Source organism: Bacillus sp. FSL R5-0709 (assembly GCF_038004785.1).
Classification (GTDB): Bacteria; Bacillota; Bacilli; order Bacillales; family Bacillaceae_G; genus Bacillus_A; species Bacillus_A mycoides.
Map to the genome: position 1 here is coordinate 426,779 of NZ_JBBORT010000001.1, position 21,841 is coordinate 448,619.

The 21,841-nt window shown below is 36.5% G+C and carries 19 protein-coding genes and 1 other annotated feature; of the genes, 13 read left to right on the top strand and 6 right to left on the bottom strand.

Annotated features, from left to right (window positions below; all coding sequences use genetic code 11):
* Position 1 precedes the first annotated feature (1 nt).
* On the bottom strand, positions 2–1,285 hold the full coding sequence (locus tag MKX37_RS02220) for an MFS transporter (protein ID WP_002169236.1): 1,284 nt from the start codon (positions 1,283–1,285) through the stop codon (positions 2–4).
* Positions 1,286–1,393: 108 nt separating this feature from the next.
* Positions 1,394–2,707, bottom strand: a complete 1,314-nt coding sequence (locus MKX37_RS02225) for an alkaline phosphatase family protein (RefSeq protein ID WP_002124992.1) — start codon at positions 2,705–2,707, stop codon at positions 1,394–1,396.
* A 154-nt stretch (positions 2,708–2,861) separates the two neighbouring features.
* Between MKX37_RS02225 and MKX37_RS02230 the strand changes: the two genes are divergently transcribed.
* Together MKX37_RS02230 and proS are read left to right on the top strand one after the other, a co-directional pair.
* Positions 2,862–3,155: a YesK-like family protein gene (locus MKX37_RS02230; protein ID WP_002124993.1), complete on the top strand. Its 294-nt coding sequence runs from the start codon at positions 2,862–2,864 to the stop codon at positions 3,153–3,155.
* Positions 3,156–3,248: 93 nt separating this feature from the next.
* Positions 3,249–3,456, top strand: a binding site (T-box leader).
* A 45-nt stretch (positions 3,457–3,501) separates the two neighbouring features.
* Positions 3,502–4,932 (top strand): proline--tRNA ligase, encoded by a 1,431-nt coding sequence (proS, locus tag MKX37_RS02235; RefSeq protein WP_002124994.1) that lies wholly within the window; start codon positions 3,502–3,504, stop codon positions 4,930–4,932.
* Positions 4,933–5,200: 268 nt separating this feature from the next.
* Here proS and MKX37_RS02240 read toward each other — a convergent pair whose 3' ends face one another.
* Positions 5,201–6,388, bottom strand: coding sequence for a cell wall anchor protein (locus MKX37_RS02240; protein WP_341089468.1), 1,188 nt, complete (start codon positions 6,386–6,388; stop codon positions 5,201–5,203).
* 233 nt (positions 6,389–6,621) lie between these two features.
* On the opposite strand from MKX37_RS02240, the gene MKX37_RS02245 reads away from it, so the two are divergent.
* The 7 genes from MKX37_RS02245 (at position 6,622) to MKX37_RS02275 (ending at position 13,200) form a co-directional block, all read left to right on the top strand.
* Entirely contained in the window at positions 6,622–7,500 is an 879-nt protein-coding gene (locus MKX37_RS02245) for an ROK family protein (RefSeq protein ID WP_002124997.1), read from the top strand.
* 128 nt (positions 7,501–7,628) lie between these two features.
* Positions 7,629–8,225 carry a TerD family protein gene (locus MKX37_RS02250; protein WP_002029589.1) on the top strand — a complete coding sequence of 199 codons (597 nt, stop codon included), beginning with the start codon at positions 7,629–7,631 and terminating at the stop codon, positions 8,223–8,225.
* Between the two features lie 23 nt (positions 8,226–8,248).
* A complete protein-coding gene (locus MKX37_RS02255; protein ID WP_002124998.1) occupies positions 8,249–8,833 on the top strand; it encodes a TerD family protein in 585 nt (194 codons plus the stop codon).
* A gap of 80 nt (positions 8,834–8,913) precedes the next feature.
* Positions 8,914–9,492: a TerD family protein gene (locus MKX37_RS02260; protein ID WP_002010227.1), complete on the top strand. Its 579-nt coding sequence runs from the start codon at positions 8,914–8,916 to the stop codon at positions 9,490–9,492.
* A gap of 73 nt (positions 9,493–9,565) precedes the next feature.
* On the top strand, positions 9,566–10,357 hold the full coding sequence (locus tag MKX37_RS02265) for a TerC family protein (RefSeq protein ID WP_002125000.1): 792 nt from the start codon (positions 9,566–9,568) through the stop codon (positions 10,355–10,357).
* Between the two features lie 110 nt (positions 10,358–10,467).
* Positions 10,468–12,099, top strand: a complete 1,632-nt coding sequence (locus tag MKX37_RS02270) for a YceG family protein (protein ID WP_002125002.1) — start codon at positions 10,468–10,470, stop codon at positions 12,097–12,099.
* An 18-nt stretch (positions 12,100–12,117) separates the two neighbouring features.
* A complete protein-coding gene (locus MKX37_RS02275; protein WP_002029585.1) occupies positions 12,118–13,200 on the top strand; it encodes a toxic anion resistance protein in 1,083 nt (360 codons plus the stop codon).
* Positions 13,201–13,234: 34 nt separating this feature from the next.
* Here the strand turns inward: MKX37_RS02275 and MKX37_RS02280 are convergent, their stop codons facing one another.
* Entirely contained in the window at positions 13,235–15,901 is a 2,667-nt protein-coding gene (locus tag MKX37_RS02280; RefSeq protein WP_002125005.1) for a cation-translocating P-type ATPase, read from the bottom strand.
* Between the two features lie 192 nt (positions 15,902–16,093).
* Positions 16,094–16,318, bottom strand: a complete 225-nt coding sequence (locus MKX37_RS02285; RefSeq protein WP_002010236.1) for a DUF1128 domain-containing protein — start codon at positions 16,316–16,318, stop codon at positions 16,094–16,096.
* A 175-nt stretch (positions 16,319–16,493) separates the two neighbouring features.
* Here MKX37_RS02285 and MKX37_RS02290 point away from each other — a divergent pair, with 175 nt between their 5' ends.
* From MKX37_RS02290 to MKX37_RS02300, 3 genes are read left to right on the top strand one after another with little or no spacing between them, the layout of a single operon-like run.
* A complete protein-coding gene (locus MKX37_RS02290) occupies positions 16,494–16,958 on the top strand; it encodes a low molecular weight protein-tyrosine-phosphatase (RefSeq protein WP_002125006.1) in 465 nt (154 codons plus the stop codon).
* A gap of 53 nt (positions 16,959–17,011) precedes the next feature.
* Positions 17,012–17,527 (top strand): DUF4075 domain-containing protein, encoded by a 516-nt coding sequence (locus MKX37_RS02295; protein ID WP_002125007.1) that lies wholly within the window; start codon positions 17,012–17,014, stop codon positions 17,525–17,527.
* Positions 17,528–17,532: 5 nt separating this feature from the next.
* Positions 17,533–18,402 carry a YihY/virulence factor BrkB family protein gene (locus tag MKX37_RS02300; RefSeq protein ID WP_002125008.1) on the top strand — a complete coding sequence of 290 codons (870 nt, stop codon included), beginning with the start codon at positions 17,533–17,535 and terminating at the stop codon, positions 18,400–18,402.
* Between the two features lie 181 nt (positions 18,403–18,583).
* On the opposite strand, the gene MKX37_RS02305 is transcribed toward MKX37_RS02300, so the two are convergent.
* On the bottom strand, positions 18,584–20,509 hold the full coding sequence (locus MKX37_RS02305) for a heavy metal translocating P-type ATPase (RefSeq protein ID WP_002169232.1): 1,926 nt from the start codon (positions 20,507–20,509) through the stop codon (positions 18,584–18,586).
* A gap of 365 nt (positions 20,510–20,874) precedes the next feature.
* Here MKX37_RS02305 and MKX37_RS02310 point away from each other — a divergent pair, with 365 nt between their 5' ends.
* Positions 20,875–21,825 (top strand): DMT family transporter, encoded by a 951-nt coding sequence (locus MKX37_RS02310; protein ID WP_078422274.1) that lies wholly within the window; start codon positions 20,875–20,877, stop codon positions 21,823–21,825.
* Positions 21,826–21,841 lie beyond the last annotated feature (16 nt).

Below are 21,841 nucleotides of genomic sequence, written 5' to 3' on the forward strand. Positions count from 1 at the left end.
CTTATATTGTTTTAGTTTTCGGATTAGGTGGTGTAACGGACGTATCATTTTCAGGTACTCTAGTTAATAAGAATCCACCGATAATAAATAGGACAATAATACTAAGGACACCAGCGTTTGTTTTTCCTGTTAATTGTGTTGTGACACCTACTAATACCGGACCCATAATTGCTGCGAATTTACCAAAGATATTATAAAATCCGAAGAATTCATTTGCAGATTCTTTCGGTACTAGTTTTGCGAAATAAGAACGGCTAAGTGCTTGAATCCCGCCCTGAGAAGTAGCAACTAACATTGCTAAAATCCAGAAATCAAACGTCGTTTTTAAGAAATAAGCATATGTGCAAATAATGATATAAATGATAATGCCGACATATAGCATTTTTTTACCGGTAAATGTTTCCGATAGTTTTCCATATAATAAAGCAAATGGACAAGCGACAATTTGTGTTACAAATAAGATGATTAATAGATTGGTTGCACTAATACCGAGATCTGTTCCGTAAGCAGTAGACATAGTGATAATTGTATCTACCCCATCAATGTAGAAAAAGTAAGCTATTAGGAACATAAATACAGTTTTATATTCTTTAATATTTTTAAACGTATTAGCAAGGCGCTTGAAGCTCATTGCAATTGGTCTTGGATGACGTTCAATATAGTGTGTTTGCTCTACATTTTTTAGCATTGGTATCGTAAATAGTCCCCACCAAAGAGCTGTTATTGCAAAGGAAATTTGACTAGCAATTCCGACTGATAAGGGGATAGTTCCTTTTTGAGCAAGAATAATAAGAGCAATACAACCGATAAAAGGAATTGTGCTCCCAATGTAACCTAATGCAAAACCTCGCGTAGAAATTCGGTCCATTCTATCTCCAGAGGTAACATCTACTAGAAATGCATCATAAAAAATATTTGCTCCAGCAAAGCCAACTAATGCGAGCATATAGCATCCTAGTAATAAGTACCACTGAGATGTTGGAACAATTGCTAGCATACTTGTAAATACGATACCGAGTCCAAAGAAGAATGTGAAAAATCGTTTTTTAAATCCCTTATAATCAGCAACTGTGCCGAGAATAGGAGCGAGTATAGAAATTAAAAGTGTAGCGACCGAGTTTGCATATCCCCAATAGGCTGTTGAAGTTGCGCCAGATAGTCCAGCTTCTTTTGCAGCTGCTTTAAAGTAAATTGGAAATAATGCAGTTGTAATGACGAGCGAATATACCGAGTTCGCCCAATCGTACAATATCCAGCTTTTTTCTTGTCTGGACATTTTTTTCATATAATGTTCCCCCTTAAATTTGTTCTACTAACAGTGTACAAAAATAAAAATTATAAAAAGAGAAACAGTGATGATTTTTACATAACTTTTACATATATACACAGTTCTTTACAATTGAAGTAAATCCTCTACAATTGCGCCGTCTGTTTCACCTAAGTGCAAACCGAGTAACCTAGCGATAGTCGGACCTTCATCAATCAGTCTCATATACGGAATTGTAACGCCGCTTTGAATGCCTTTCCCAGCAGCCATAAAAATTGTTTCATAGTTAGGTTTTGTTGGGGAATATCCATGTGTTCCAAATGTATATTTCTTACTAGAATTAACATCTTCTTTATTAATTTCTTTTATGAAATCACCTGTATAATTTTCAATGAAGTAATAACCTTCCATGGCCTCTAGCATAAATAAGCAATTACCATCAGCGCCACGTTCTTTTGCATCTTCATCGTGCAGAATAAATTCAATTCCATTTTGTTTATCCTGAAGAAGCTCTTCAAGAAGAAGTTGAATCTCTTTAATCGTTTCAGTATCATTTTTATCCTTTACATGTACGTAGGCAGATCCATCACAGCTTTGGCAATAAGCTTTCCAATCGTGTATTTTTCCACGTTTATTTACGGATATAAGCCCTTTTTGACAGAATAGGACATTTAATTGGATTGCTTTGTTTTCACTTAAAGCGCTATGGTCACCAAGTGCAATAATTGTACTTTCTTCGTATATACCACTTTCTTTTAATGTATGGATAATTTTTCCGAGGCGTTCGTCGTGTCTGTGGATTGCAGCTACTGTTTCCTCAGACTCGAAGCCATGGTAATGTCTTTGAGTATCTAAATCAGTAAAATGTACAAACATAACATTAGGCTTTTTCGTCTGAATTGTATGTACGGCAGAAGCAAGGACGAAATTATCAAGCTCAGGCTGTGACAATCCATTTCGTATATGGCCGAAACGACGATTTAAATCTAATTGATATAGCGGGCTACCGCTAAATAATGAAACTAAAATTTGATTTTGCCACGGTCTATTTGGAAAAATTTCTGGTAAATTGTAATCGATATTTGCTCTTCCAGTAACAGGCCATAGAAGGGCTGCTGTCGTTAAATTTGCTTTGCGTGCTTCATCATATAAAGTTGTCCCGTTAATGGACTTTCGGTACCAATGCCAATCTGGTGACTCACGTCCTGGTTGAAGTAATGTATTGCTGACAACGCCATGCTTATTAGGATAATTACCGGTTACGATTGTTGAGTGGCTTGGATATGTTACAGAAGGATAAATTGGCTCCACTTTTTTCGCAATTGCGCCCCTTTTTATTAAAGTTTGGAAATTAGGTAGTTTTTGTAATATAGGAAAATCTAAAGCTGATAAGCAGTCAAAAGATAAAATAATGACGCGATTTGTTAATGCTTTATCCATAAAGTTTCCCTCCTGATTATATAAAACCTATTCTTATATATTACTATTAATACCTGGTAATAAAAATATATTTTTGAATAAAATTTCGTTATTTATTTTCAGAAAAATTAAACATATAATAAGTATAAGGGAATGAATGGAAGGAGGGAATACTATGGATTGGCTAGATGGATTTGGTATCTTTTACATCATTGGTGGAGTCACCGTTCTCCTTGTATTTTTTATGTCATATTTACTAAAGAAACGTTTTCCAGACAAACAGTTTGATATTATATTTGCACTTAGTTTAGTACTTCTTTGTTTAGCTTTCTTTCCTGTAACAATGATCGCTATTGGTGGTTGGGAAGGAATGGGATACGGATTTATTTGTTTCTTCGTTTTAATTGGTACACTAATTGGTATGGTTGCTCATCAACTTGTAAAAATAGTTCGGAAAAGTTACGTATAAAACAGTGATAATTGAAAATAATGTATAAAAATAAGAAAATTGGCTCTTGTTTTGAAATAAAATTTATATTATGATATTCAACAAATTTATTTTGTTATAACGATGAAAAAGGAATAGTACATGTCTTACCTTTTGGCAGAGAGAGAATCCTTTTGGCTGGAAGATTCTTAAAGAGGCGATATGGAACCTACCTTTGAGTTCTGCATATGCAGCGGGAAATTCCCGTTATCAAAAAGAGAGCATACTCAATTTTTTTGTGTATGAATCAGGGTGGTAACGCCGACAAAGCTCGGTCCCTATTTGGGGACGCGGGCTTTTTCTATTTTCTAAAGGAGGAAGAATAACTATGGTAAAAGAACAAGTACAAGCCATTACGAAAATGGAAGAAGACTTTGCTCAGTGGTATACCGATATTGTAAAAAAAGCGGAGCTTGTTGATTATTCAAGTGTGAAAGGTTGTATGATTTTACGTCCATACGGTTATGCATTATGGGAAAATATGCAGAAAGTGATGGATGAAAAATTAAAAGAATCTGGTCATGAAAATGTGTACATGCCAATGTTTATTCCAGAGAGTTTATTACAAAAAGAGAAAGATCATGTTGAAGGATTTGCTCCTGAAGTAGCATGGGTTACTCATGGCGGAGATGAGAAATTGGCGGAAAGACTTTGTATACGTCCTACATCTGAAACTCTATTCTGTGAGCATTTTTCAAAAATTGTTCAATCATATAATGATTTACCAAAGTTATATAACCAGTGGTGTTCAGTAGTTCGTTGGGAGAAGACGACGAGACCATTCCTTCGTACAACTGAATTTTTATGGCAAGAAGGTCATACGATTCATGAAACGGCAGAAGAATCTCAAATTGAAACATTAAATATTTTAAATCTATATGCTGCTTTTTGTGAAGAGTATTTAGCGATTCCGGTTATTAAAGGGCAAAAAACAGAAAAAGAAAAGTTTGCAGGAGCGAAGGCAACTTATACGATTGAAAGTTTAATGCATGATGGAAAAGCACTTCAAACAGGAACATCTCATAACTTTGGAACGAATTTCTCTGAAGCATTTGATATTAAGTTTTTAGACCGTAACGGTAAATGGCAATACGTACATCAAACATCTTGGGGTGTATCAACAAGAATGATAGGTGGACTTATTATGGTTCATAGCGATAATAACGGACTTGTAATGCCGCCAAAAGTCGCTCCAGTACAAGTTGTTATCGTTCCTATTGCTCAGCACAAAGAAGGTGTGTTAGAAAAAGCAACAGAGTTGCAAGGACGTATTCAGAAGGTTGCACGTGTAAAAATAGATGCTAGCAATAAAACACCTGGCTGGAAATTTAATGAGTATGAAATGAAGGGTGTTCCAATTAGATTAGAAGTTGGTCCAAAGGATATTGAAAAGAATCAAGTTGTACTTGTAAGGCGAGATACGAAAGAAAAAGAGTTTATATCAATGGATCAATTAGAAGAACGCATTCCAGTACTACTTGAGGAAATTCACCATTCTTTATTTAGCAAAGCAAAAGTATTTCGCGATGAGAATACGTATAGTGTGACGAATTTCGAAGAGATGAAAAAAGCGGCTGATGAAAAGCAAGGATTTATTAAAGCGATGTGGTGTGGAGAACTAGCTTGTGAAGAAAAATTAAAAGAAGAAGTTGGAGTATCTTCACGTTGTATTCCGTTCGAACAAGAAAGTTTAGCTGACGAATGTATTTGCTGTAGTAAAAAAGCGAAGCAGATGGTGTATTGGGGAAAAGCGTATTAATGCTCTTTCTACTAGATGGCAAAAAGGACTTTGATTGCATAATAAAATGCAATCAAAGTCCTTTTTAGTTTTATCCCGCTATTTGTCAGGCAGTAAAACTCCCACTTCAAAATTCAGCTGGAGCAAAGAAGTTAGGTGGGAGCCCTGCTGCCCGTAAAAGCCCGATTGGTGAAGGTTAATAATCAGTGGGGGATGAACAAAATCCCCACTGATTAAAGTTTCACTTTATAATCTGTTTCATGTATTTTTAGATGGAAGGATGATTTTTTTATTTTGCGTTTTTACGACGAATAAATAGTAACACACCAATTAGGAATGTCGAAAGACCAATTAAAATAGATGCAGGATAATGCGTTGCAGTATTAGGCAATTTATTGCCTTGTTTTGTTGCATTATCTTTTGCGTTACCGCTTTGAGAGCCGCTATCGCCTTTAACACGGTTGCCTCCCTGAGAGCCATTGCCACCTTGAGAACTGCTGTCGCCTTTAACACGGTTGCCTCCCTGAGAGCCATTGCCACCTTGAGAACTGCTGTCGCCTTTAACACGGTTGCCTCCCTGAGAGCCATTGCCACCTTGAGAACTGCTGTCGCCTTTAACACGGTTGCCTCCCTGAGAGCCACTGCCACCAGAACCACTGCCACCAGAACCACTGCCACCAGAACCGTTGCCGCCAGAACCACTGCCACCAGAACCGTTGCCACCAGAACCGTTGCCGCCAGAACCACTGCCACCAGAACCACTGCCACCAGAACCGTTGCCACCAGAACCGTTGCCACCAGAACCACTGCCGCCAGAACCACTGCCACCAGAACCGTTGCCACCAGAACCGTTGCCACCAGAACCGTTGCCACCAGAACCATTGCCACCAGAACCGTTGCCACCAGAACCATTGCCGTCAGAACCGTTGCCACCAGAACCGTTACCACCAGAGCCACTACCACCAGAGCCATTGCCGTCAGAACCGTTACCACCAGAACCACTGCCACCAGAGCCACTGCCGTCAGAACCGTTGCCACCAGAACCACTGCCACCAGAACCACTGCCACCAGAACCACTGCCACCAGAACCGTTGCCACCAGAACCATTGCCGTCAGAACCGTTGCCACCAGAACCACTGCCACCAGAGCCATTGCCACCAGAACCACTGCCACCAGAACCACTGCCACCAGAACCGTTGCCACCAGAACCATTGCCGTCAGAACCGTTGCCACCAGAACCACTGCCACCAGAGCCGTTGCCACCAGAACCATTGCCGTCAGAACCACTATCGTCCTGAGAACCATTGTTTCCTGGAGGTTTATTATTATCTTTTGAATTACCTTCTGCTAAATTATCGTTATTTTGTACAATAGCGTTTGTTATTGGATTGAAGTTTTCAGTTGCAGCATTACCAATATTTAAGCCGCTAAAAAAGGATAAAGAAAGTGTTGATGCTAAAATGAAGATTTTTGTCATTGTTTTCCTCCTGAAGAAAAAATTATTGTTCCATCTAAAATACACCCCTTTGTAATATTTCATAGGAAAAAGAGTTTTATGCAAAAAAACTATATATAGAAAAAGGGAGGGCACTGAACAAGTCCACTTCATAAGAAAAAGGAGGTGTATTTCTAAAGGGAGAAAAGAGTTAATGTGAATATAGTAGAGTGATGGAGAATTTACACTCATAATAGTAGAGGAAGTGGTAACGGATGAAAGAGTATATTGCATTTGATATTGGTGGTACGCAAATTAAATATGGAATTGTTTCAGAAATAGGGGTAGTACTAATACATAAAAAGGTCCCAACAGAAATTCACTTGGGAGGGGAACAAATTGTTCAAAAGCTTATATATTTATCAAAAAAGTTAATGACTGAACATACTATTTCCGGAATTGGTATTAGTACAGCGGGAATTGTTGATATTGATAAAGGAGTTATAACGGGAGGTGTGGATCATATTCCGCGTTATGCTAATATTTCTATTGTTGAGAGACTACAAGAAGTATTAAAAGTTCCTGTATCTATTGAAAATGATGTTAATTGTGCGGCCTTAGGCGAGAAATGGAAAGGTACAGGGAGGGGAGAAAGCGATTTTATTATGCTTACGCTTGGAACGGGCATTGGTGGAGCAATTGTTATAAATGGGGAGTTATACCGTGGACATTCGTTTGGCGCTGGGGAATGGGGGAGCATGTTAATAGAAGGGAATACTTTTGAGGAGGTTGCCTCAATTTCGGGATTAATTCATCTCGTACGAAGATATAAAGGTGAAAAGGAGTGGGATGGTAAAACAATTTTCGAATTATATGATAAGGGTGATAGCAGTGTTATTCAAGCTGTGAAGATTTTCTTTAAACATTTGGCGATTGGAATTAGTAACCTTGCTTATATTTTTAATCCGAAAATGATTATTATTGGTGGGGGAATTACTGAAAGAGGAGATGATTTTTTAAATGAAGTGAAGGAAGAGATAGGAACATACTTAAATCAAGATATTTATAGTAATTGTGAGATTAAACTTGCGCAAAGCGGCAATTGTGCAGGAATGATTGGTTCTATTTACCACTTATTACATCAGTATAAATAAATATAGTATCTGTTTTCATATAATTGAGAATTTATCCTTTTTCTCATTAGATAAATAATGCTACAATATAAGAGGAGAATACAATGTTTTCCGATTTGGAAAATGCTTTGTAGAAAGGAAGAAACTTCATGCCTATTATTTTAGAAAAAGGACAAAAGATTGATTTAACAAAAGGACAACCGAGAGTAGCGAAACTGCAGGTTGGCTTAGGCTGGGATCCAATTGGGCAATCAGGTGGGTTTCTGTCTTCTTTATTTGGAAGTAAACCAAGTGTAGATTGTGATGCATCTGTTGTTATGTTAGAAGGGGATCGTTTTTTAAACAAAAATGATCTAGTTTACTTCGGCAACAAACTTTCTACTTGTGGTAGTATCATTCATTCAGGAGATAATTTAACAGGTGAAGGCGCTGGTGACGACGAAACAATTTTCGTAGAATTACATAAAGTTCCGAGCCGTATTAATCGTTTAGTATTCGTTGTAAATATTTATGACTGTGTAAATCGTCGTCAAGATTTTGGGATGATTCGCAATGCATATATTCGTATTCAAAACCCACAAACAGGTGAAGAATTAGCACGTTATAACTTGTCAGATAATTACGCTGGCAAAATGACTTTAATTGCAGGGGAAATGTATCGAGACGGAAACGAATGGAAGTTTTCAGCAGTTGGAGAAGGAACACAAGATAAAAACTTAAGTGAGATTGTATCACGTTACCAATAAGATAAACCAAGGAGGAATTGTATATGGCATCAATTTCATTGAAAAAAGGACAAAAGGTAGACTTAACAAAAACAAATCCAGGTCTTTCGAAAGTTCTTGTAGGACTTGGTTGGGATACGAATCGTTATGACGGACAAAGCGATTTCGATTTAGATGTTAGTATCTTCTTAGTAGGTGCTAACGGTAAAGTTTCAGGAGCAGAGGATTTCGTCTTCTATAATAATCCAAAAGGTGCGAATGGTGCTGTAGAGCATTTAGGAGATAACCGTACAGGTGCAGGTGAAGGCGACGATGAAACAATTAAAATAGACTTAAAAAATGTTCCTGCACATATCGAGCGTATTTGCTTCACAATCACAATTTATGATGGAGAAGGCCGTAGCCAAAACTTCGGACAAGTTTCTAACTCTTTCGTACGCATTATGGATGAAGAAAAGAATGCAGAATTAATTCGTTACGATTTAGGAGAAGATTTCTCTATTGAAACTGCAGTAGTAGTAAGTGAATTATACCGTCACGCAGGTGAATGGAAATTCAATGCAATCGGAAGTGGATTCCAAGGTGGATTAGGTTCTCTATGTAATAACTTTGGTTTAGATGTAGAGTAATAGATTTATATATCCATCGGTGAAACGCGTATTTACTGATGGATATATTTTTTGAAATTAAAATATAGAGGTGAAAATATATGGTTATTCAATTGCAAAAAGGACAGAAAATAGATTTAGCTAAAACAAGCCCAGGTTTATCAAGAGCAGTAATTGGTCTTGGATGGGATATTAAATCTTATGATGGTGGATCTGATTTCGATTTAGATGCATCTGCCTTTTTATTAGATGCGAACGGGAAATGTACGAAGGAAACTGATTTTATTTTCTATAATAATTTACAGTCTCCTTGTGAATCAGTTTTACATACAGGAGATAACCGTACAGGTGCAGGTGACGGTGATGATGAGCAACTTGTTGTCGATTTGAAAAAGGTTCCAGCAGATGTTCATAAAATTGCTATTACAGTTACAATTTATGATGGAGAAGGCCGTAATCAAAACTTTGGACAGGTTGCAAATGCATTCGTGCGTTTAGCAAATGAAGAAACAAACGAAGAAGTTCTTCGTTTTGATTTAGGGGAAGATTTCTCCATTGAAACAGCAGTTGTCTTTTGTGAATTATATCGTCATAATGGACAGTGGAAGTTTAGTGCAGTAGGAAGTGGATTCCAAGGTGGATTAGGTGCGCTTGTAAGAGCGTATGGCTTGGATGCATAAGAAGGGAAACGGTATTCGTTTCCTTTTTTTGACCTTTCTATAAATCTAGCAAAGAATAGGGGATAAAGGTAAGATGAGTATTTTGCAAGGAATCCTTGATACGTATGCTCAGTTTTTCGACTTGGACATGTGGATTAAAGTGTTACAAGATCCAGTATCTTGGGGGTTAATAGGTACACTTGTTGTACTTGAAGGGTTATTATCTGCTGACAATGCACTTGTGTTAGCGGTAATGGTAAAACATCTTCCAGAAGAAAAACGAAAAAAAGCATTATTCTATGGACTTATTGGAGCTTATGTATTCCGTTTTATTGCAATTGGAATCGGAATGTTCTTAATTAAATTGGCATGGGTAAAAGTGTTAGGTGCGCTTTACTTAGCTTGGCTGTCAATTAAATATTTCATTGATAAAAGAAAAGGCACTTCAGAAGAAGAAGAAGCCCATGGTATGAACCAAAATAGTATTCTCTTCAGAATGTTCGGTGTTTTCTGGGGGACGGTTGCGATGGTTGAATTAATGGATATCGCATTCTCTGTAGATAGTGTACTTGCTGCGTTTGGTGTATCGAATGAAGTTTGGATTTTACTATTAGGTGGAATGCTCGGTATTTTAATGATGCGCGGTATTGCTGGCGTATTCTTAAAATTGTTAGAGCGTATTCCAGAACTTGAAACGACAGCATATATTTTAATCTTAATTATTGCAGCAAAAATGCTACTGTCTGTCATTCATATTGAGGTAAGTCATACGCTGTTCTTTATTATTTTAGTTATAGCGTTTGGAGCAACATTTATACTTCACTACATGAAGAATTCTGGACAAGCTAAAGAAGAAGTTGCAGCTACTAAAAATGAACATAAATAGTTGAAATGGGTTTGCTCGTTATGCGAGCGCCCATTTTTTATAACTAGAAATAGTTTATAATAGAAGAGAGACTTTATAAAAAACGTAAATGTTTTTGGAGGTGAACTGTTGTGTTTTCACGTTTTACACTTCAACCATATGCATTAAAAGATGAATCAGATTTAAAGCAATTTGAAGCGCTTTTAGAAAAACGTCCACAATATGAACTGACAGAGAATGAGATGAAATTTAGTTATATAGCAAGTCGCATTCTTGGTGTTCCGAATGATGTAGATGAATATTTCAATGAACTATTTGATTATAATGAAGCAAAAGGGATCGAGGTTTTGCATGAACAAAATTTAAATAAGGTGATTGATCCCGAAAAACTGCGCCATATTCAAGAAGTTTTTGCATTACATCAAGAAGCGCCGAATGGACTTACAGTAAATAGGCTTGTAGCACATTTGTCTGGAAAACAACTATTACCGCAAGTAGACAATCCTGATTTACAGCATTATATACATACGACGTTTATTTCTGTATTGAAATTGTATGAGAAACAACATAATCAATCTTTAAAAACAGAAGGATTCCGGCGTTTCTTAATCGATATGATTAAATTAAGTGAAAATTACGTAGCGAAGTGGTTCTCTACGATTAATTATAAGAAACAAATGCCACGTATCGTTTGGTACGGTGATGCGACGGAGAGTCGTATATATTTCTTATACTTTCTTATTATGCTCGGCTGTGATGTGCTTTATTATCACCCAGAAGGAAAAGATGGATTTGAGAGTGTAGATGAGGAAGGAAAGACCTTTGTCGTATCTCATTCAGGCCGTATTTCATTGGAACCATTTCCTGATCGGCGTCGTGAACGCGTCGCAACAGTAGCTTATCAAGCTTCAAAAGAAATCGAGCAAGTACTTCACCACGATAATTCATTATTATACAAACCGTGGCAATTCCGTTCGTATACACCTGTAGCCCGTACGCTCAAAACAACGTACGATGAACTCTTTTTAATTACGAAAGAAAAGGCATTTGTACGCCCAACATTCTTTGTTGAAAATAAGCATATTTATATTCCTTCTTTATTTGCAAAAATATCAGGTGTTTCAAAGAATGATAAAGAATATTTTCAGCGACTAAAGGCTGTTACATCATTTGATAACAGTTTCTTGATTAATACATTCCCGTTCACGAAAGAACAAAAAGCGAATTTCCAATATCATTATCGAGATGCATTGGACCGCGCAGGGAAGTTACATCCGGATTTAATTATGAACAGCCATTGGTGGCCGCATAAGCGTTTACCAGAAGGATTACAACATGGTATTGCAGAAGCAATCATCCATACGTGCGAAAGTGAAATGTGTAAACCAATTGCGAAAGAGACGAAACAAGATGTAGCACTGTATGTTTTCGCACAACTCTCTCAAATACCACCGAACATTTTAGAGCAGCTTGAGAAATTTGATTATTCGCAAGAAGTACCGAAAATTGTTATATTTAATAATGAGAAGAGCGGAGAATTAAGTCGTTCTGATGCTGTGTTATTACTATTTTTAAATCAAATTGGAGTAGATGTATTCCACTTTAATCCAACGGGGAGAAACGATATTGAACCGTATATTCAATCAGGAGCATTTGATTCACATTGGCTTGAAGAAGTTAATTTCGATCTTGAATTTCATGGTTCATCAGCCTATAAAAATTTATCACAAACAATAAAAGGACTATTTCGTCCATTTTTATAAGGAAAGGGAGAATACCATATGAATAACCCAGTCGTACTAGATTCGAAAACAGAATTGAATGAGCAAACCGCACAAGATGTTCGCTTGCAACTTAGACAAGATGCAGAAGTGCAACGTATTTATAACGCAGTAGACATTAAAGATCAATTAGAATTAATTGAACTCGGAAAAGAACCTTCTATGGAAATTTCACGTTTCGCTGATCAAATTTTACATACAATGTCTTTATCGAAAGTAGAAGACTCTGGTGAATTATTAAAACAGCTTGGTAAAATTATGGACAGATTTGATAGTAAAGACTTTGCGGAAGAGAAAAGTGGTTTCTTCTCACGTATGTTCAAAAAAGCAGATAAAATGATTGAACAAATCTTTAGTAAGTATCAGACGATGGGTCGCGAAATGGATAAAGTATACGTAGAAATTACGAAGTATCAAGATGAAATGAAAAAATCAATTGGTACGTTAGATGGTTTATATGAGCAAAACTTAAAGTATTATTTAGACTTAGAAAAATACGTAGTAGCAGGGGAAATGTTATTAGAGCGTTTAAATACAGAGTTAGTTCCGATGTACGAAGAGCGCATACGTAATAATGATCAGTTAGCGGGTATTGAATTAGAATCGCTTAAAAACTCTGTTGAAATTTTAGAACAACGTATTGATGATTTAGAAAAAGCACGTATGGTTGCTCTATTAACGGCACCACAAATTCGTATGATTCAACGCGGTAACAATAAATTAATCGGTAAAATCAATACAGCATTTATTACAACGATTCCTATCTTTAAAAATGGTATCATTCAAGCGGTAAATGCGAAACGTCAAAAGCTTGTTGCGGACTCTATGGCTGAACTTGATCGCCGTACAAATGAATTACTTAAGAAAAATGCACAAAATATCGCAACTCAAAGTGTGGAAGTAGCGAGATTATCAGGTTCTTCTAGTATTAAGATGGAAACACTTGAGGAAACTTGGAACATTATTTCAAGAGGTATGCAAGAAACACAACAAATTGAAGAGCAAAATAAACGTGAGCGTGAAGAAAGCCGCAAGCGCATGGCTACATTAACAGAGAACATCAAAAAAGAATTACAAGGATAAAGAAAAGGCAATGAGGAACAGTCCTCATTGCCTTTTAGTTTCTCTTAACTAATTTAATGATTTCATTCACAACAAGCGGAATGATACTTAACAAGAGAACAAATCCCCAATCTCGCATTGTTAATGCATGCACACCAAATATATTGGCAAGATGTGGGATGGAGATAATACACACTTGCATAAGAACACCGATTAGAAGTGAGAAGACTAAATATTTATTTGTAAATATCCCAATTGAAAAAATTGATTTCGTTCTTGAACGTAAGTTAAATGAATGAACGAGCTGAGAAAAACTAAGAACGACAAATGCCATCGTTTGAGCGTGTAATAGCGCGTCTTCATCAATTTGGTCTGGGAAGAGAGGAAATAAATTTGTATCTCCTGTATAGAGCTTTGCCCCAACGATAAAGGCTGTTAAAGTAAGAAGTCCAATTACAACCCCATTGAAAATAAGAAAAGGAACGCTACCGCTAAATAAGCTTTCTTTCGCATGCCGTGGTTTTTCCTTCATCACATCTGGATCTTCAGGATCAACACCGAGTGATAATGCAGGCAGTGTATCTGTAATTAAATTTACCCACAAAATGTGAATCGGGCGTAGTGGTGTTGCCCAGCCGAGTAAAATAGCTAAAAAGAGAGCTATAATTTCGCCGAAATTACAAGAAAGTAGGAAGAGAATAGACTTTTTAATATTACGATAAATATTTCTTCCTTCTTCAACAGCTTTCACAATAGATGAGAAGTTATCATCTGTTAAAACTACATCTGCTGCGCCTTTTGCGACATCTGTTCCTGTAATTCCCATTGCTACTCCAACATCTGCTTGCTTTAAAGAAGGAGCATCATTTACACCGTCACCAGTCATGGAAACGATATTTCCTTCAGCACGTAATGCTTTTACAATCTTCACTTTATGTTCTGGAGAGACCCTAGCGAATACATTTAAGTGATTAATTTTACTTGCTAGTTCTGTATCTGAAATGGTATCTAATTCAGTTCCAATCATAATTTCAGATTTTTCTTCAGCAATACCAAGTTCTTTGGCAATTGCAAAGGCGGTATCCTTATGATCACCAGTAATCATAACTGTGCGAATACCAGCTTTTTGACATTCTGTAATTGAATCTTTTACTTCTGTGCGTGGTGGATCAATCATACCGACAAGACCGATAAAGATAAGATTTTCTTCGAGGTGATTTATATTCACATCGTTTGAATCGTATCTTTTATATGCGAATGAAAGTACTCTTAAGGCTTCTTGTGACATTGACCCGGCAGCTTCTAATATTTGATTTTTATCAGAATCTGTTAAGATCTCAATTTTATTATTTATAAAGATATGGGTACAGTGAGGTAAAAGTTTATCAATTGCACCTTTCGTCATGCTATAGTAGCTTTCATCGTACGTATGTACAGTTGACATCATTTTACGATCAGACTCGAAAGGTAATTCGTTAACACGTTCATGTTTATTTTCTAAATGATCTTTTTGAATGTTAAAAGAGCTTCCGGCAACAAGAAGGGCAATTTCTGTAGGATCCCCTGTTTGTGAGTCGGTACTGTAAGAGGCATCGTTGCATAAAACCATATTTTCTAATAATAGACGGTGTACATCATTATTTATATTCAAATTTTCTAGCTGGTCGTATGTGCGATCACTATAAAAGTGAGTAACGGTCATTTTATTTTGAGTTAATGTACCTGTTTTATCTGAACAAATAATTGTGACAGAACCGAGAGCTTCAACAGCTGGTAGTTTACGAATGATAACGTTTTGTTTAATCATACGCTGAACACCAATTGCAAGAACGATGGAAACAATAGCTGGTAAGCCTTCTGGAATGGCTGCAACAGCTAAACTAATTGCAGTCATAAACATTTCCAAAGTATCTCGTCCTTGTAAAAAACCGATGAGAAACATAATAGCGCAAATAGCTACAGCGACAAAACCTAAATATTTTCCTACTTGTGCTAAGCTTTTTTGAAGTGGTGTCATATCATCGTCTGCTTCATGTAAAAGGGTAGCAATCTTGCCAATTTGTGAGTTCATCCCAGTTTCAACAGCAACACCAGCGCCACGTCCATACGTTACTAACGTCGACATAAATGCCATGTTTTTTTGATCGCCTAATGGTACTTGCTCATCACTTTGCATGGAAGGGTGGTAGACTGCATCTTTATCGACAGGGACGGATTCACCAGTTAGAGCAGATTCTTCAACTTTTAAATTTGCAGTTTCGATAAGGCGTAAATCGCAGGGGATATACCGCCCAGCATCAAGCATAACGATATCACCTGGAACGACGTGCTCAGATGGAATTTCTTTTAGTTCACCATCTCGCTTTACGATAGCTTTAGGTGTTGCCATCTTTTTCAATGCTTCTAAAGCCTGTTCTGCTTTCGATTCTTGGATTACACCGATAACGGCATTTAAAACTACAACGAGCGCGATAATACTTGCATCAGCCCATTCACCTACAAAGGCGGAAATAAGGGCAGCGATAATAAGGACATATACGAGGACGTCATTAATTTGGGCGAAAACGCGTTGCCATAAAGTACGTTTTTGTTTGGTAGCTAATTCATTATAACCATATTGCTTTAAACGTTCATTTACGATTTCATCTGTTAAACCGTGTTGTTCATTTGTTTCTAGGTCGATTAATGTTTGATTTTTCGTCTTACTGTACCAATTGCTCATAAGTAAGCACCCCCAGTAAAAACAGTTAGCAATGGTAGTGTGGCAATTTTTTTAGAGTAGTATGTATGGAGAAAAAATCTAAGGTGAGATTCTACTTTCATTGTACAGTATTTTAGAATGTGATGAGGAAAAGAGAAGAGTTGTCATGAATTTGTTGAAATTAAAAGAGCCTCGCATACGTGAGGCTCTTTGTTATTTTTTAATTAATGTACCTAGTTCCTCAGTAATAGCTTGCATTTCACTAATACTGAATGTTTCACGTTTCATAACATGCTCATAAATGTCACGTAAGTCCTCGTACATTTCTTCGTTAAAACTAGCAGCTCTCATTGCTCCAGCATTAACCATGCGTAATTTTTCTTTAATAGCTTCTACCATATATTCAACGTTTGCTTCTGATTTCACGGATAAATCCACCGAAGTGTCCCCCTTTAAAATAACATAAGGTTATCTTAACATTTTTTTATCATTTTCGTTAATGAAACTTTTCAATCCTATTAAATTAGTAGGGATTTCCTTTATAATTAATAATTGGTTGCTTATACTATAGATATATATTTAGAAATGCACCAAGAAGGGAAGAAACAAAAATATGGTCCGAGTATTGTTTGTTTGTCTTGGGAACATTTGTCGTTCTCCAATGGCAGAAGCAATTTTTCGAGATTTTGTCGTAAAAGAGGGACTCGAAGAGAAAATTGTCATTGATTCTGCAGGAACTGGAGATTGGCATATTGGTCATCCACCACATAAAGGAACACAAAAAATTTTAAAAGAAAATGAAGTCTCTTTTGAAGGAATTAAAGCACGGCAAGTAGAAAAAGAAGACTTAACAAAGTTTGATTATATTATTGCCATGGACAACAAGAATATAGCGGATTTAAAAAGTTTTGGTAAAACTGGAGGCTATATTGGTAGGCTGTCCGATTTTGTTCCAGACGGTGGCTGGACAGACGTTCCTGACCCTTACTTTACAGGGAACTTCCAAGAAGTGTATGACCTTGTAACAGAAGGGTGTGTAAAGCTATTAGCTTTCATTCGAAATGAACAAGGAATATGAGGAAGCTTAGAAAGTAATACTTTCTAATATAAGAAATGAAAGGGTGAAGGAATATGGCAAAGAAAAATAATATTGCTCGAAACATTGCGATTGGTGTAGCTGCAGGTGTAGCTGTATCTATGTTAAAGAAAGAAAACCGTGAAAAAGTAAAAAATACGGCAGAAAAAGCAAAAACAAAGATGATTGAGATTGGTGAAAATGCGAAGATAAAAGAAAAAGTGCAAACTGTTACAGATAAAGGACGCGAACTTGCTGATTTCAATGTAGTGAAAGCGAAAGTAGCAGAAATTAAAAAATTGACGCCGTCTGTTGTAGAAACGTTAAAAGAAACGAAAGAAATGTTTAGTAAGAAAAAGATTGTGCCAGTAGAAAAGCCGGAAACGATTGAAATTCAAGCTGTATCTCCAAAGGTAGATGAGCTTAAAGCAGAAGAAGAGCCAGTGGTAGCTGAAGATGGTGGTATGAAAGAAGCGCGTGAATTATTTATGAAGGACTCAAATGCAGAGGAAAAAAAAACTGAAGCATACATTGAGCTAAAGCAAAATAAAGAAGAGAAGAAAAGCGTCTAAAAAATATGAGAAAATTTCTAGAAAAAGCAAAAAGAAATCGCACTTTTTCGTTTGGGAAAGATTTATATGACCGGACGATGCGCGATGATGTAGCGGGCTTAGCAGCACAGCTCGCTTATTTCTTCTTGCTTGCGATTTTCCCTGGGCTTGTTTTCTTAATTACGCTTCTTGGCTTTATTCCCATTCAAACAGAGGATGTGCTTAGTTTATTAGAGGTTTATGTACCAGATGATGCGATGAACTTAATTGAGGTAAATGTAGATAAAGTTGTAAATCAGCAAAATGGTGGTTTATTATCATTTGGTCTATTATCGATGTTATGGTTTGCCTCAAATGGTGTTAATGCGGTTATGAATGCTTTTAACCGCGCTTATGATGTAACAGAAACACGCTCCTTTATTAAAACAAGAGCTTTATCTATCGTGTTCACGTTAGCAATAATTTTTATGATCGTGTTTGCACTAATCGTCCCAGTATTTGGACAAGTGATTGGGGCAGCCGTGTTTAAAGCAATTGGTTTATCGGATAGTTTTTCTTATGTTTGGAGCATTACACGTTTAGTAGCAAGTTTCTTCGTTTTAATCGCTTTGTTTAGCTTTTTATATACATTTGCGCCTGATCGTAAGTTAAAGAGAAGAGAAGTTGTTTCAGGGGCGTTATTTGCTACTATAGGATGGATTGTGGTATCGTACTCATTTGCCTATTATGTAGATAAATTTGCAAATTACGCTAATACATATGGTGGTCTCGGTGGTATTATTATTTTAATGTTATGGTTTTACTTAACTGGATGGGTAATTTTACTTGGCGGTGAAATTAATGGTTTACTCCATCATTATAGAACGGGTGACAATAATTCCCGTAATGAAAAATGAGCTCTTGTTCCATAATAAAAGGGAACAGGGGGGATATTTCATGAGTAATAATAAAAAGAACCACAATAATAAAAATAACAAACAAAAGAGCAGTTCGCATCCAAAGCATAAAACGAGCAGCAGTGCGAACGGTCACAATAGCTACCATTAAAAAAAGCGGGTCCTTTATGAGGGACCCGTTTTAATTATTTCCTTTTAATAATCGTAAGCCATTCAAAATTACAAGAATGGTACTTCCTTCATGTCCAATAACACCGAAGGGAAGCGCTAAAAACTGTAAAAAATTTGAACAAATCAGCATTGCAATGACAGCTAAAGAGAAGATAACGTTTTGCTTCACAATACGGTTCATTCGTTTTGATAAACGGATTGCTTGAGAGAGACGAGATAATTCGTTTTTCATAAGAACAACGTCTGCAGTCTCTAATGCCACGTCTGTTCCTTCACCCATTGCAACACCAATACTAGCAGTAGCGAGGGCAGGTGCATCGTTTATACCATCTCCAACCATGGCGACTATGCCGTACTTTTCTTTTAACTGCTTTATCGTTTCAACTTTTGTTTCCGGTAAACATGATGCGTAATATTCTTTTATATTACTTTCATTGGCAATTGCTTTTGCTGTTTCTTCATTATCACCAGTAATCATGATTGCTTCGACACCAATGCTTTGCAAATCACGAATAGCCGCTATCGTTTCTTGGCGAAGGGTATCTTTTAAAGCAATCAGTCCAAGAATACCATCCTCATCACTAATATAAACGACAGTTTTCCCCTCTTTTTCAAGTGAAGCAGAAATGCCATTATGAAATGTTTTTATTTCTTCTCCGATAAAATCAGCTTTACCAATTTTATAAGCTTTGTTTTCTAATATTCCTTTTAATCCAAAACCAGTTACATCTTCAACGTTTTCTGGTTTTTTTATCGTAATGTCGTAAGCATGTTTTGCATATTTAACAATCGCTTCTGCTAAAGGGTGTGTAGAGTGACTTTCAATCGCTGCTGTAATAGAAAGTACTTCACTTTCTGCTATGCCTTCTCGAACATATACATCTGTTACAGTAGGTTTTCCTTGTGTTAATGTTCCCGTTTTATCAAAGGCAATCGCCTTTACTGAAGCTAGACGTTCTAAATGAATACCACCTTTAAAGAGAATACCGTTTCTCGCTCCGTTTGAAATTGCTGATAAAGTTGCTGGTGTAATAGCTGCAACTAGAGCACAAGGAGAAGCGACTACAAGTAAGATCATAGCGCGATAAAACGTTTCATTCCAACTCCAATCAAGTAAGAAATGAGGAACGAACATCATAAGCGCAACAACGAGCAGCACACCTTTTACGTATGTTCCTTCAAATTTTTCGATGAATAGTTGTGATGGTGATTTTTCGCTTTGTGCACTTTGAACGAGACGAATAATCTTTTGGAATAATGTTTGATCGCTCGGCTTCGTAATTTTAACTTCGATAGCACCACGTAAATTTACAGTGCCGGCAAATACTTCATCGCCGAATTTTTTCTCATTCGGAATAGGTTCTCCTGTAATAGCTGCTTCATCAATATTTGTTTCACCATTATGAATTGTGCCATCAGCAGGAACACGCTCACCTGGCTTAATTAAAATAATATCGTTAATTTGTAATTGTCCAACTGGAATACGTTCCTCGGTTCCAGTTGAAATACGTAATGCTTCTTCCGGTTGTAGATTAAGAAGCGCTGAAATTTCTTTTTGGCTTTTACTTAATGTATAAGATTCCATTGCACCGCTTAATGCAAAGATGAAGATTAAAATAGCACCTTCTGCCCAGTAACCGATAACTGCGGCACCGATAGCTGCAAAAATCATGAGCATTTCAACATTTAGCTCTTTCTCTTCAATTGTGTCTTCAATACCTTCTTTCGCTTTTGCAAATCCTCCAATTACATAAGCAAGGATATAGAAAGTAATACCTGCACTTATTGCATCATTTTTTGTGAATAACCAACCAGCTAAAATAAAAATACCAGATGTGATTGCAAATATAAGTTCATAATGTTTCTTTAATGTATCCCATAAAGAGGGATGAGAAATATCTTTTTGTGCTTGTAATGTTTTTACTTCTGCGTTCATTAATACTCGCTCCTTCCGAATTCTTATTGAGAAAAAGAATCAAAATCGAAACCCCTATAAAACGACGAAAGCTGCCATCCATAATGGATAGCAGCATTTCTGTTGAATCTGATTTTAATAGTTATTATGTTGTAATTATTCTATAGTATAGCATATGTTTTTCTTAGATGATATGTTTTTGTTTTAGTATAAAGTGAAACTTTAATTAGTGGGGGTTTTGTTCATCCCACGCTGATTATTAGCCCTCGCCAATCGGGCTTTTACTGCCCGGCGAATAGCGGGATAAACTGAAAACTTGTGTTTTCGCATTTCCTTTGGTATATATGAATATTGTTCATAAAAAGGTCGGAAAGGAAGACATCAAGTTGAAGACAGAGAAATTTTTTACCCATCCGATTGGCGTGTTTATTGCTGCAATAGTAGCAACATTTTTATGGGGAAGCGCATTTCCCTTTATTAAATTAAGCTATGCTGAACTTGGAATTCAGCCACAAGAAGTCGGGGAACAAATATTATTTGCTGGCTATCGCTTTTTCTTATCTGGTGTAATGCTCTTATTATTTTTTAAAGCGTTAGGAAAAGATATGAAGTTCAAAAAAGGAACAGGAAAGCAGTTAGTTCAAATTGGCTTGTTTCAAACTTTTCTTCAATATATATGTTTTTATATTGGAATGAGTTACAGCTCAGGAATTGAAGGAGCGATTATTTCAGGAACATCATCATTCTTTCAAATTTTACTCGCACACTTTTTATATAAAGATGATGCTCTAAATAGGCGAAAAGTAATTGGAGTAGCTATCGGTTTTTGCGGTGTGATTTTAGTGAATGTACCGAGTGATGGAAGTTTATCATTTCATTTTGGAATAGGTAGCTTATTACTTCTTGGGGCAGCCATGATGTATTCGTATGGAAACATATTAGCGAAAGAAGGTAGTAAAACATTAGATATTGGGTATATGACAGCATATCAGATGATTTTCGGATCAATTGGGTTGCTATGTATAGGTGCATTTCAAGTTGGAATGATGCCATTCACATTTAATCTACATGCAATACTTATGCTCTTATATTTATCGTTCTTATCAGCAGCCGGATTCTGTATATGGAATACAATTATGAAGTATAACAAAGTAGGGAAAGTCTCGATGTATATGTTCTTTATACCAGTGTTTGGTGTGCTACTATCAAGTCTAATTTTAGGGGAAGCAATCCATTACTTTGTACTATTTGGTTTAGCATGTGTCGCAGCGGGAATTATTGTAGTAAATCGTAACCCGGTTAAAAAGAAAGTTGAGCAAGAAAAACAAGTAGCATAGAGAACAGAAAAACGAT

Bases quoted from the DNA above. Each gene is read 5' to 3' on its own strand.
- MKX37_RS02220 (WP_002169236.1), bottom strand. From the start codon at position 1,285: ATGAAAAAAATGTCCAGACAAGAAAAAAGCTGGATATTGTACGATTGG.
- MKX37_RS02225 (WP_002124992.1), bottom strand. From the start codon at position 2,707: ATGGATAAAGCATTAACAAATCGCGTCATTATTTTATCTTTTGACTGC.
- MKX37_RS02230 (WP_002124993.1), top strand. From the start codon at position 2,862: ATGGATTGGCTAGATGGATTTGGTATCTTTTACATCATTGGTGGAGTC.
- proS (WP_002124994.1), top strand. From the start codon at position 3,502: ATGGTAAAAGAACAAGTACAAGCCATTACGAAAATGGAAGAAGACTTT.
- MKX37_RS02240 (WP_341089468.1), bottom strand. From the start codon at position 6,388: ATGACAAAAATCTTCATTTTAGCATCAACACTTTCTTTATCCTTTTTT.
- MKX37_RS02245 (WP_002124997.1), top strand. From the start codon at position 6,622: ATGAAAGAGTATATTGCATTTGATATTGGTGGTACGCAAATTAAATAT.
- MKX37_RS02250 (WP_002029589.1), top strand. From the start codon at position 7,629: ATGCCTATTATTTTAGAAAAAGGACAAAAGATTGATTTAACAAAAGGA.
- MKX37_RS02255 (WP_002124998.1), top strand. From the start codon at position 8,249: ATGGCATCAATTTCATTGAAAAAAGGACAAAAGGTAGACTTAACAAAA.
- MKX37_RS02260 (WP_002010227.1), top strand. From the start codon at position 8,914: ATGGTTATTCAATTGCAAAAAGGACAGAAAATAGATTTAGCTAAAACA.
- MKX37_RS02265 (WP_002125000.1), top strand. From the start codon at position 9,566: ATGAGTATTTTGCAAGGAATCCTTGATACGTATGCTCAGTTTTTCGAC.
- MKX37_RS02275 (WP_002029585.1), top strand. From the start codon at position 12,118: ATGAATAACCCAGTCGTACTAGATTCGAAAACAGAATTGAATGAGCAA.
- MKX37_RS02280 (WP_002125005.1), bottom strand. From the start codon at position 15,901: ATGAGCAATTGGTACAGTAAGACGAAAAATCAAACATTAATCGACCTA.
- MKX37_RS02290 (WP_002125006.1), top strand. From the start codon at position 16,494: ATGGTCCGAGTATTGTTTGTTTGTCTTGGGAACATTTGTCGTTCTCCA.
- MKX37_RS02295 (WP_002125007.1), top strand. From the start codon at position 17,012: ATGGCAAAGAAAAATAATATTGCTCGAAACATTGCGATTGGTGTAGCT.
- MKX37_RS02300 (WP_002125008.1), top strand. From the start codon at position 17,533: ATGAGAAAATTTCTAGAAAAAGCAAAAAGAAATCGCACTTTTTCGTTT.
- MKX37_RS02305 (WP_002169232.1), bottom strand. From the start codon at position 20,509: ATGAACGCAGAAGTAAAAACATTACAAGCACAAAAAGATATTTCTCAT.